The organism is Actinokineospora spheciospongiae, assembly GCF_000564855.1.
Lineage (GTDB): Bacteria > Actinomycetota > Actinomycetes > Mycobacteriales > Pseudonocardiaceae > Actinokineospora > Actinokineospora spheciospongiae.
Genome location: NZ_AYXG01000051.1, coordinates 115,056 through 126,468, shown reverse-complemented (window position 1 = coordinate 126,468; position 11,413 = coordinate 115,056). Strand labels below are relative to the sequence as shown.

Genomic DNA, 11,413 nt, shown 5'->3' with positions numbered 1-11,413 from the left:
TCGCCATAGGGGCCCCGGCCAAACACATCCACCCAGCCGGGCACACCCACAAACGACCGGGCTCGAAAGCTGAGCACATCCACCCAGGCACCACCACCAAACGACCGGGCCCTAAAAACGGTGCACGGCCGAGCACACCCACCCGGACGCACACCCACGCAAAGACCGGGCTTCCAGGACTCGGACCGGCCGCCCCCAGGGCCAAGCCTCAGGCCGACTGCAACGCCGCCGCGGCGGACTCGTCGTCGGGCTGCTCCTGCGCCTTGCGCTCGGCGCGCACCCCCGCCCGGTACGCCTCGGCCTCGGCGGCAGCCCGATTCGCGTCCCAGCCGAGCACCGGGGCGATCAGGTGCGCGGTGAGCTGCGCGGAGTCCACCCCCCGGTCAGCCGACTCGATGGCCACCCGCACCCGGCGGGCGAGCACGTCACCCACATCCCGCGCCCCCTCCGCCGCAGCGGCGTACACCAGCTCAGCCCGCAGGTACGCGTCGCTGCTCGGCAGGGGTTCGGCGAGCGCCGGGTCGGCCGCGATCAGTTCCAGCACCTCGCCGATCAACGAACCGTGCCTGCCCAGCAGGCGTTCCACCTGCTCGACGGTCAACCCGTGCTCGCGCGCCACGGCGTCCCGCCGGTTCCACAGCCCGGCATGGCCGTCCGCCCCGAGCAGCGGCACCTCGGCGGTGACCGACGCGGGCACCAACCCGAGCCCGCGCACCGCCTCGTCCACCGCGTCGGCGGCCATCACCCGGTAGGTCGTGTACTTCCCGCCCGCGACCACCGTCAACCCCGGGACGGGGGTGCCCACCACGTGTTCGCGCGACAGCTTCGCCGTCCGCTCGTCGCTGCCCGCCAGCAGTGGGCGCAGCCCGGCGTAGACGCCTTCGACGTCGTCGGGGGTCAGCGGGTCGACCAGGACCCGGTTGACCCGCTCCAGCAGGTACGCCACGTCGGCCGCGCTGGCAGCGGGGTGTTCCTTGTCCAGGTCCCATGGGGTGTCGGTGGTGCCGACGATCCACTGCCTGCCCCACGGGATCACGAACAGCACGCTCTTGTCCGTGCGCAGGATCAGCCCGCTGGTGGAGTCGATGCGCTCGCGCGGCACCAGCAGGTGCACCCCCTTCGACGCCCGGACCCGCACGCTGCTCGCGGCGGCGAGGGCCTGCGTCTCCTCGCTCCACACCCCGGTCGCGCTGATCACCCGCTTGGCCCGGACCTCGGTGCGCTCCCCGGTCTCCCCGTCCACCACCACGGCGCCGACGACGCGTTCGCCGTCGCGCAGGTAGTCCACGACCCGCGCCCGGTTCACCGCCAGCGCGCCGTGGGCGGCGGCGGTGCGCACCAGCGCCAGGGTGTGCCGGGCGTCGTCGACCTGGGCGTCCCAGTAGCGCACGGCGCCGACCAGGGCGTCCGGGGAGAGCCCGGGGGCCGCGGCGAGCGCGCCGCGGCGGGTCAGGTGCCGGTGGCGCGGGGTGCCGGGGTGGCCCGCGGCCATCGCGTCGTAGAGCAGGATGCCTGCGCCGACGTACGGGCGCTCCCAGCCGCGGTGGGTCAGCGGGTAGAGGAACGGGACCGGCCGCACCAGGTGCGGGGCCAGGCGGGTGAGCAGCAGGCCGCGCTCGCGCAGCGCTTCGCGCACCAGGCCGAAGTCGAGCATCTCCAGGTAGCGCAGGCCGCCGTGGATGAGCTTGCTGGCCCGGCTGGAGGTGCCCGCCGCCCAGTCGTCTGCCTCGACCAGGCCGGTGCGCAGGCCGCGGGTGGCGGCGTCCAGCGCCGCGCCCGCCCCCACCACCCCGCCGCCGACCACGAGGACGTCCAGCCCGGGGGCGGCGGCGAGTTCGCGCAGCGCGCGGGTCCTGGCCTCGGGGGAGAGGGGTGCGGGACGCATGGCGGCTCCTCGACGTACGGGCGCGGATCGGCTTGACTGAACCCAGTATGACAATGTCGAACACGGTACCGGCAAGGGGAGGGTGGATGCCAGGGAGAATCCAGTCGGTCGAGCGGGCGGCTGCGGTCCTGCGGCTGCTGGCCGCGGGGCCGCGCGGGCTGGCCGTCGGCGAGGTGGCCCGCGCGCTGCGGTTGCCCAAGGGGACGGTCCACGGGATTCTCCAGGCGTTGCAGCACGTGGGGTTCGTCGAGCAGGACCGCGCGGGTGGCGAGTACCGCCTCGGCGCCACCCTGCTGCACCTGGGCACCAGCTACCTCGACGGCAACGAACTGCGCACCCGCGCCCTCAACCGGGCCGACTCCCTGGCCTCCCGGACGCGGGAGAGCGTCCGCATCGGAGCCCCGCACGAGGGCCGGGTGCTGGTCGTGCACCACGTCTTCCGCCCCGACGACAGCCTCCAGGTGCTGGAGGTCGGCGCCCTGCTGCCCGCCCACGCCTGCGCCCTCGGCAAGGTCCTGCTCGCCTTCGACCTGCGCGGCGCCCCGGCCCTGGACGAGCTGCCGCTGCCCCGCTGCACCCCGCGCACCCGCACCACCCGCGCCGACCTCACCGCCGACCTGGAACGGGTGCGCGCCCGCGGCTGGGCCACCGACGTCGGCGAACTGGTCGACGGCGAGGCGGGCGTCGCCGCCCCCGTCCGCGACGACCGCGGCGCGGTCGTCGGCGCGGTCGGCCTGTGCGGTGCGGTCGAGCGGGTGTGCGCCCCCGACGGGACACCGCACGCCGCCCTGGTCTCCGCGGTCCGCGACTCGGCGCGCGCCATCTCCCGCACCCTGGGCTTCACCGGGTTCCCCTCGGGCCGGTGGTGACCTGGCCCGGTCACCGGTCGCGGGCGGCGATCCAGGCGGCGATCTGGGTGCGCCGGGTGAAGCCCAGCTTGGTCAGGACGTGCTGCACGTGCGTCTCCGCCGTGCGCGGGGACATCACCAGCTTCGCCGCGATGTCCCGGTTGGACAGCCCCTCGGCCACCAGCACCGCGATCTCGTGCTCCCGGCGCGTCAGCCCGGAGCGGTCGCGGGTCGGGGCGGGGGCCAGCGCGCAGCGCACCGCCTGCTCGAAGGACAGGGCCCGACCGGTGGCCACCGCCTGGTCGAACCGGTCGTGGCCGAGCCCGTCGCGGGCCATCGCCCAGTGGTCGAAGTGCGGCACGGCCAGTGAGCCCGCCTGTTCCGGGGAGGTGCCCACCGCCTCCCACAGCGTGGCGGCGGCGCCGAAGAGCAGGCCCGCGTGGGCGTGCTCGCCCTGGCGGGCGTGCACCCAGGCCAGGGCCTCCACCTGGTGGGCGGTGCCGAACCGGTTGCCCAGCAGCAGGTCCGCCGCGATCCCGGCCCTGGCCGCGCGGGCGGCGGTGCCCGCGTCGCCGTAGAGGACCTCGACCACCGCCTGGCCGTAGTGGGCCATGGCCAGGTAGTACGGGTCGACCACGTCGGCGGCCAGGTCGGCGAGCAGGGTGCGCGCGGTGTCGAGGTCACCGAGGACGGCGGTGCACACGCCGTGAATCCAGCGCGGGTGCGGTCGGTGCCGGGCGGGGGCGTCGCGGGCGGCCCGCCGGGCCAGGTCGGCCGCGCCCGCGAAGTCCCGCCGCAGCATCGCCCCGAGCGCCCGGACGTAGGTGACGTGGGCGCGTCCCGGCGCGTCGGCGATGCCCTCGGCCTCGTCGAGGCGGGCAGAGGCGACCGGGACGTCGTACTGCCAGAGCGCGTACAGGGCGCTGACGCTGAGCGCCTTGGCCCGGGCGGGGTGGGCGGGCGCCGCCGCCAGGGCGCGGTCGAGCCACATCCGCGCCTCGGCGTTGCGGCCGTGCAGCGTCCAGTGCTCGTCGACCCGGGCGGCCATGGCCAGGGCCACCCCGGCCTCCCCTGCCTCGGTCAGCGACCAGTGCAGGGCCGCGCGCAGGTTGGCCTGCTCGCGGTGCAGCCGGTCCGCCCACCGCACCTGGTCCGGGCCGAGCCAGGCGGCGTCGGCCTCGGCGGTGAGCCGGTCGAAGGCGTCCCGGTGGCGGCGGGACACCTCGGTCAGCTCCCCGGCCTCGCGCAACCGCTCCTGCCCGTACTCGCGCAGCACCTCCAGCACCCGGTAGCGGGCCGTCGGCGCACCCGGCCGGTCGTCGCGCACCAGCACCGACTTGTCCAGCAGGGCGTCCACCAACCCGAGCACGTCGTCCGCGCCCACCCCGGGTCCGGCGCACACGTACTCGGCGGCCCCCAGCTCGAAGGAACCCGCGAACACCGACAGCCGCCGCCACACCGCCCGCTCCGCCGCCGTGCACAGCCCGTGGCTCCAGTCGAGGGTGGCGCGCAGGGTCCGCTGGCGCTCGGGAGCCGTGCGCGGCCCACTGCCCAACGGCGACCCGCCCGCCACCAACCGATCGGCGATCTGCCCCGGCGACAGCGCCCGCACCCGCGCCGCCGCCAACTCCACGGCCAGCGGCACCCCGTCCAGGTGCGCGCACAGCCGCACCACGTCGTCCACGTTGCCCGGGGTCAACCGGAACGACGGCACGACCGCCCGCACCCGGTCGACGAACAACACCACCGCGTCGTACCCGGCCGCCTCCGCGAGCACCGTCCCCCGTTCGGGCACGGCCAACGGCGGCACCGGCAGCACCCGCTCCCCACCCACCCCCAACGACTGCCTGCTGGTGGCCAGCACCACCACCCCCGGGCACCTGTCCAGGACCCGCTGCGCGAACCGCGCGCACGCCTCGACGAGGTGTTCGCAGTTGTCCAGGACCAGCAGCAGCTCCCGCCCGCGAAGGTGGTCCAGCACGGTGTCCTCGACCGCTTCCCCCGGCCGGTGGTGCAGCCCCAACCGATCGGCGACCAGGTTCGGCAGCAGCCCGGGATCGCGCAACTCGGCCAGCCCGACGAACACCGCCGCACCGGGGTACCCGGCCAGCACGTGCCCGGCCAGCCTGGTCTTGCCGACACCACCGGGGCCGGTGAGCGTGGTCAGCCTGCCGGTGCCGAGCGCGTCCCGGACCCGCGCGTCCTCCCGGCCGCGCCCGACGAAACTGGTGTTCGCCAGGGGCGGCGCAGCCTCATCCGGTGCCACGCCGCCCGATGGTAGCCGTCCCGGTGGGCCCGGGACGGCCACCGCTCAGGCGGGAACGCTCCCCGAACCACCCGAGGTGCTGTCCGAACCGGTCACACCGCGCCGCGACCGGACCGCGACCACGAGCAGCACCACCCCCGCCAGCAACGGCAGGACCAACCGGACCGCCCAGGGCACCGGCCCCCACTCACCCACCGCGGCCTGCGTCGCCGTCCCCGCGGTCATGCACCACGCGGCCAACAGCGCCGAGGCGACAGCACCGGGCAGCACGCTCCCGGTCCACCGGAACAGCGCCACGCACAGCACCCCGGCCACCGCCAGCAGCACCACCACCTGGTAGGCGACGATCGTGTGCAACTGGTAGCCGGGGAACACCAGCTCCCCGCCGAACGGGAACCGCGAGTACTGCACCAGCACCAGCACCGCCAGCCCCACCGACGGGACCAGCGCCGCCGCCCAGTACCCGCGCCGCCCGCCCACCCGCAACTGGGTGTTGAGCAGCGTGGAGAAGACCACGAAGAACACCAGCAGCGGCAGCGCGTAGCAGAACGCGGTGACCAGTTGCGGGGCGGTCGGCGCGCGGAACGCCAGCACCCAGAACCGGAAGTCGGTCTTGAACAGCAGGTCCGACGCCAACACCAGCCCGAGCATCGTGCCCACGGCCGCGGCTCCGAGCCCGACCGCCCGCCCCGCCGCCCGCCACGACCCGGGCAGCACCCCGGACAGCGGCACCCACCCGCGCACCAGCCACGGGACCAGCGCCACGGCGGTGATCACCGCGTTCAGCAGCGCCCAGGCCAACACCCAGTTGGACACGCTCTGGCTGAACCAGGCGCCGGGGGGAAACAGCTTCGGCGCGTACTTCATCACCGGGATGAACGTGATCGCCGGGATGGCCGTCGCCGCGAGCGCCGCCACCCACCAGCCGCGCCCGGTGGCGGCCGGGACCGCGGGCCGCTCCGGTCGCCGGGCCAGGGTCTTGGCGACGCCGAAGACCGACAGCACGCCGCCGACCATGGCCACGAGCGTGCCCAGCTCCTTGAGCCACCAGACCTGCCCGCCCGCCGAGCCCGCCCCGGTCAGCGTCCGGCCGAACCAGTCCACCACGTGCCCCACGGCGGCCGGGTCGTGGGTGACCCCGGCGTGCACAGTGGACGGCCGGTGCAGCACCCGCCCGGTCCCGGCGCCCACGTCGCCGTAGACGGTGCCCTCGCGGACCGGTGAGTCCGTGCCGAACAGCGACTCCATGTTCGGTGCGCCGTTGATGTCGACAGGGTTGGCCGACTGCCACATCGAGCCGGAGAACTCCTCCACCGTGGACACGACCACGGCGGTGTTGCGCGGGAACGTCGTCGTCCCCTTCGGGGTGGCCGCCGCACCGCCCCCGGTCGACGGACCGGCGGGGAACGGCGCCGACGACATCAGCACCAGCGACCGGTAGCCGTCGGGCACGGCCGCCGCGGCCTGCAACACCGTCCAACCGCCCATGGAGTGCCCGACCAGCCCGACGTTGTCGCGGTCGACGAAGTCCAGGGAGCGCAGGTGGCGCAGCGCGGCCGGGCCGCCGTAGCCGTGCGCGAACGCGGGGGCCGCCGACGTGCCGTGCCCGGCCTGGTCCAGCTCCAGCACCACGTACCCGCGCCGGGCCAGTTCGACGGAGACCGGGGACATCGTCTCCCGCGAGTTGACGTAGCCGTGCACCGCGAGCACGGCGGGCGCCGGGGAATCGGCGGTGACGCCGTCCGGCACGTAGAGCAGCCCGCCGAGCGACTGCCCGCCCTCACCGGTGAACCGGGTGTCGGTCACGCTGACCCGGCCGAAGTCGGTGTTGACCACCGCGGCGAACGCGCCGCCGACCAGCACCAGCGCCAAGCCGACGACGAACAGCAGGCTGATCCGCCTGACCGGTGCCCGGCTCGCTGCGGGGGAGTGTTCGGTCGACGGTGTTGTCCTGGTCGATGTCTTCCTAGTCAAGGTCATCCTCGTCCATCCAGTCCAGGCTGCGCTCGACGGCCTTGCGCCACTTGCGGAACCGCCGCTCGCGCAGGTCGGCGTCCAGGCCGGGGGTCCACTCGGCGGCCTTGTGCCAGTTGCCGCGCAGGCTGTCCAGGTCGGGCCAGTAGCCGACCGCCAGCCCCGCCGCGTACGCCGCGCCCAGGCAGGTCGTCTCCGCCACGGTCGGGCGGGCCACCGGGACCGCCAGCGCGTCGGCCAGCAGTTGCATCAGGGTGTTGTTGGCGGTCATGCCGCCGTCGACCCGCAGGCCGGTGAGCGCGATGCCGGTGTCCGCGCGCATCGCGTCGACCACCTCCCTGGTCTGCCACGCGGTGGCCTCCAGCGCCGCGCGGGCCAGGTGGCCGCGGCCGACGTAGCCGGTCAGCCCGGTGATCACCCCCCGGGCCTCGCCGCGCCAGTGCGGGGCGAACAGCCCGGAGAACGCGGGCACGATGTAGCAGCCGCCGCTGTCGGCCACGGTGTTGGCCAGCGTCTCGATCTCCGCCGCCGAGTGGATCAGGCCCAGCCGGTCGCGGAACCACTGCACCAGCGCGCCGGTCACCGCGATCGACCCCTCCAGCGCGTAGGTCGCGGGCACGCCGTCGAGCTGGTAGGCGACCGTGGTCAGCAGCCCGTTCTCCGAGCGGACCAGCGTGTCCCCGGTGTTGAGGACGAGGAAGCTGCCGGTGCCGTAGGTGCTCTTGACGTCGCCGCGGTCGAACGCGGTCTGCCCGAACAGCGCCGCGTGCTGATCACCCAGCGCCGCCGCCACCGGCACGCCCGCCAGCGCGCCCCGGGCGGTGCCGTAGACGTGCGAGGAGGGTTTGATCTCCGGCAGCACCGCCGCCGGGACGCCCATGGTGTCGAGGGTGTCCTGGTCCCACTGGAGCTTGGTGAGGTCCATCAGCATGGTGCGGCTGGCGTTGGTCACGTCGGTGACGTGCACCCCGCCGTCCACCCCGCCGGTCAGGTTCCAGATCAGCCAACTGTCGACGGTGCCGAACAGCACCTCGCCGCGGGCCGCCCGCTCGGCCAGGCCGGGCACCTCGCGCAGCAGCCACACCAGCTTGGGACCGGAGAAGTAGGTGGCCAGCGGCAGGCCGCAGCGGTCCCGGAACCGGTCCGGTCCCTCCGCGCCCGCCAGCTCGGACACCAGGTCGGCGGTGCGGGTGTCCTGCCAGGTGATGGCGTTGTGCACCGGGCGGCCGGTGGTCCGGTCCCACACCACGGTCGTCTCGCGCTGGTTGGTGATGCCCACGGCGGCCAGGTCGCCCGGCGCCAGGCCCGCGTCCTCCAGCGCCTCCAGCACCACCTGCTCCACGGTGGACCAGATCTCGGCCGCGTCGTGCTCCACCCAGCCGGGGCGGGGGAAGATCTGCCGGTGCTCGCGCTGGGCCAGCGACACGATGCCGCCCCGGCCGTCGAAGACGATGCACCGGCTCGACGTGGTGCCCTGGTCGATGGCGGCGACGTACCGGGGATCGCTCACGGGTGTCCCTTTCCGGGGTCGGGACGGGACGGTCTCCGGCTCCGCGTCGAGCCGCCCCGGGGGTCGCGGCCAGTCTGTGCGCGTCCCCGGAGCGGGGGTATCCGCAGGAATACGTAGGTTTCTACGTACTCGCGGTCGTGCGGCCGGGTTCGACATCGCCGACCCATTCGGCTGCTTGTTCGGCATGGCCGAATTCGCTACCGTCGCCGTCATCCCCACCCCACGCGGAGGCCTCGGTGAACCGACGAGCGATGCTGGCCACGACCACCACCGCCGTGGCGACGACCCTGCTGGGGTCCACCGCCGCGACGGCGACCCCGGCGCGTCCGGTGCCCGCGGGTCGGGTCGAGGAGGGACTGCGGCTGCGCAGCCGCATCCTGGGCCAGGACGTCCGCTACTCCCTCTACCTGCCCCCCGGCCACCGCCCCGGCAGGCGCCACCCGGTGCTGTACCTGCTGCACGGCCTGATCGGCGACGACACCGAGTGGCCGGGCCTGGGTCTCGGCCCGATCGCCGACCGCGCCATCGCCTCGGGCACCCTCCCCCCGACGGTCGTGGTGATGCCCGACGCCCGCCGCGACCCGACCCGACCCCTCACCGAACAGGCGCAGACGTACTACATGGACGACGCCGACGGGTCCTTCCGGTACGCGGAGATGGTGGTGCGCGAACTGCTGCCCGGGGTGGAGGCGCGGCACGGCGCGGGCGGCTCGCCCGCCCGCCGGGCCATCGGCGGCGAGTCCATGGGCGGCTTCGGGGCGCTGTCCTTCGCGTTCGGCAACCCCGGCCTGTTCAGCGCGGCCTTCGGCCTCAGCGTCGGACACCGCACGGATGCGCAGATCACCGCGCTGCCGCAGGCGGAATTCGACTGGCGCTACGCCAGGGCGTGGGGCGCCGGCCTGGTCGGGCAGGCTCGGCTGAACGACCGCTACCGGCAGTGGAACCTGCTCGACACGATCACCCGCACCCCCGCCGAGGCGCTGTCGCGCACCGCGTACTTCCTGGACTGCGGCTCGTACGACGGTTTCTTCGAGGGCAACGCCGACCTGCACCTGGCGCTGACGGCGAAGGCGGTGCCACACCGGTTCATGGCGCGGGAGGGCGCGCACGAGTGGGACTACTGGACCTCCGGCCTCCCCGCCGCGCTGGAAGCCGTCGGCACGGCCTTCGCCGAGGCGGCTGCCGGGCGGTGACCGGCGGTTGCCGCCTGCCGCCGGGTTTCGCGGGGCGGGCAGCCCGCCGGGATCGCGCTTGATCGGCTGTGTCGTTCGGTATCGTCGAACGTGGTGCCGGGTATGGTGTGCGCGTGCCAGAGAGAATCCAGTCCGTCGAGCGCGCCGCCGCCATCCTGCGGTTGCTGGCCTCCGGCTCCCGCAGGCTCGGCGTGGTCGAACTCGCGCAGGCCATGAAGCTGCCCAAGGGCACCGTGCACGGCATCCTGCGCACGTTGCAGCACGTGGGTTTCGTCGAACAGGACCGCTCCGGCGGCAAGTACCGGCTCGGCGCCACCCTGCTGCACCTGGGCAACAGCTACCTGGACCTCAACGAACTGCGCACCCGCGCGCTCAACTGGTCGGACTCCCTGGCCACCCGCTCCGGTGAGAGCGTGCGCATCGGCTCCCTGCACGAGGGCAAGGTCCTGGTCGTGCACCACGTCTTCCGCCCGGACGACAGCCTCCAGGTCCTGGAGGTCGGCGCCCTCCTGCCCCCGCACGCCAGCGCCCTCGGCAAGGTCCTCCTCGCCTTCGCCCTGGAAGGCGACGCCATCCTCGACGACCTGGAACTGACCCCGGTCACCCCGCACACCCACACCACCCGCCGAGCCGTCCTCCAGGACCTCAAGCGCGTCCGCACCCAGAACTGGTCCGCCGACGTCGAAGAACTGGTCCCCGGCGAAGCAGGCATCGCCGCCCCCATCCACGACGACCGGGGAGTGGTCGTCGGCGCCATCGGCATCTCCGGCGCCATCGAACGCGTCTGCGCCCCGGACCGCACCCCCCGCCCCGACCTCATCGCCACCGTCCGCGACGCCGCCCGATCCGTCTCCCGCAACCTCGGCGCCCGCTCCTGGTGAGCCCCGCTCCCGGGCTGGGCCGGGCAGGTCGCATGAGCCCGTGTGCATGCTGCGCCCACCCGTGGCGCCTTGAGCGCATGACGACCCAGCGCCCCGCGCCGAGCGCGCAAGGCTGACCGGACCTGCCCTCGTACCCGCCGGCGCACCTGTGTTGGAAGGGGCTGAGGTCCTCCGGTTGCGCCTGTGGTGGGGGTAGCCCCGCTCGCGCGGGGAAGACCCACGCTGGGGTATTGCCTCGCGTGGGGAAGCGGGAACAACCCCGCTTGCGCGGGGAGGACCCCCAGTCGGTGCCCTTCGGCGCCACCACATCCGGAACAGCCCCGCTCACGCGGGGAGGACTCGCGCTGGAACTGCCCGACGGAGACCAGGACGGGAACAGCCCCGCTCGCGCGGGGAGGACCAACCGGGTGCACAAGCCGCCCCCGCTGCGTACGGAACAGCCCCGCTCGCGCGGGGAGGACAACGGGACGCCGTTCCGGTCGCAGGCCCGCCCGGGAACAGCCCCGCTCGCGCGGGGAGGACGAGGGCCGCCCGTTCCATGATGGTGAGCAGCAGGGAACAGCCCCGCTCGCGCGGGGAGGACGAAACGCACCGACTTGTACTGTTCGTCGGCGAAGGAACAGCCCCGCTCGCGCGGGGAGGACGCGTCACCGAAGAAGTTCCGGCGCCACGCGGGGGGAACAGCCCCGCTCGCGCGGGGAGAACTTGGCCCAGGCCAGCGCGCGGGCCACGGAGGCGGGAACAGCCCCGCTCGCGCGGGGAGAACACTTCTTGACCTGCGGTTTTCGGTGCCCGGAGGCAAATCTAGCATCACTTCCGGCGGGGATTCGAAACTGCGTGGTGGGTTGATCACCGT

General features: G+C 74.3%; 7 protein-coding genes and 1 CRISPR repeat array. Of the genes, 3 read left to right on the top strand and 4 right to left on the bottom strand.

Annotation, left to right across the window (positions count from 1 at the left end; translation table 11 throughout):
• Positions 1-208: 208 nt before the first annotated feature.
• Positions 209-1,885, bottom strand: a complete 1,677-nt coding sequence (locus UO65_RS07330) for a glycerol-3-phosphate dehydrogenase/oxidase (protein ID WP_035279925.1) — start codon at positions 1,883-1,885, stop codon at positions 209-211.
• A gap of 86 nt (positions 1,886-1,971) precedes the next feature.
• Here UO65_RS07330 and UO65_RS07325 point away from each other — a divergent pair, with 86 nt between their 5' ends.
• Positions 1,972-2,754 (top strand): IclR family transcriptional regulator, encoded by a 783-nt coding sequence (locus UO65_RS07325; protein ID WP_035279924.1) that lies wholly within the window; start codon positions 1,972-1,974, stop codon positions 2,752-2,754.
• Between the two features lie 10 nt (positions 2,755-2,764).
• On the opposite strand, the gene UO65_RS07320 is transcribed toward UO65_RS07325, so the two are convergent.
• Genes UO65_RS07320 through glpK form a run of 3 tightly spaced genes read right to left on the bottom strand, consistent with a single transcriptional unit; the run spans position 2,765 to position 8,483 of the window.
• The gene (locus UO65_RS07320) at positions 2,765-4,999 is read right to left on the bottom strand and encodes an ATP-binding protein (RefSeq protein ID WP_035279923.1); all 2,235 of its coding nucleotides are present in this window, start codon (positions 4,997-4,999) and stop codon (positions 2,765-2,767) included.
• A 45-nt stretch (positions 5,000-5,044) separates the two neighbouring features.
• The gene (locus tag UO65_RS07315) at positions 5,045-6,973 is read right to left on the bottom strand and encodes an alpha/beta hydrolase family protein (protein ID WP_161784438.1); all 1,929 of its coding nucleotides are present in this window, start codon (positions 6,971-6,973) and stop codon (positions 5,045-5,047) included.
• Positions 6,966-8,483, bottom strand: a complete 1,518-nt coding sequence (glpK, locus tag UO65_RS07310; RefSeq protein ID WP_035279922.1) for a glycerol kinase GlpK — start codon at positions 8,481-8,483, stop codon at positions 6,966-6,968. The genes UO65_RS07315 and glpK overlap by 8 nt, the downstream gene beginning before the upstream one ends.
• A 236-nt stretch (positions 8,484-8,719) precedes the next feature.
• Between glpK and UO65_RS07305 the strand changes: the two genes are divergently transcribed.
• Both UO65_RS07305 and UO65_RS07300 read left to right on the top strand, forming a co-directional pair.
• Positions 8,720-9,676 carry an alpha/beta hydrolase gene (locus UO65_RS07305; protein ID WP_152552007.1) on the top strand — a complete coding sequence of 319 codons (957 nt, stop codon included), beginning with the start codon at positions 8,720-8,722 and terminating at the stop codon, positions 9,674-9,676.
• A 113-nt stretch (positions 9,677-9,789) separates the two neighbouring features.
• Positions 9,790-10,557: an IclR family transcriptional regulator gene (locus UO65_RS07300; protein ID WP_035279971.1), complete on the top strand. Its 768-nt coding sequence runs from the start codon at positions 9,790-9,792 to the stop codon at positions 10,555-10,557.
• Between the two features lie 189 nt (positions 10,558-10,746).
• A CRISPR array of direct repeats spans positions 10,747-11,323; the repeat unit is 28 nt; unit sequence GGAACAGCCCCGCTCGCGCGGGGAGGAC.
• Positions 11,324-11,413: the final 90 nt, after the last annotated feature.

What these genes read in the sequence shown, in the direction of transcription:
- UO65_RS07330 (WP_035279925.1), bottom strand. Translation starts at nt 1,885, where the DNA reads ATGCGTCCCGCACCCCTCTCCCCCGAGGCCAGGACCCGCGCGCTGCGC.
- UO65_RS07325 (WP_035279924.1), top strand. Translation starts at nt 1,972, where the DNA reads ATGCCAGGGAGAATCCAGTCGGTCGAGCGGGCGGCTGCGGTCCTGCGG.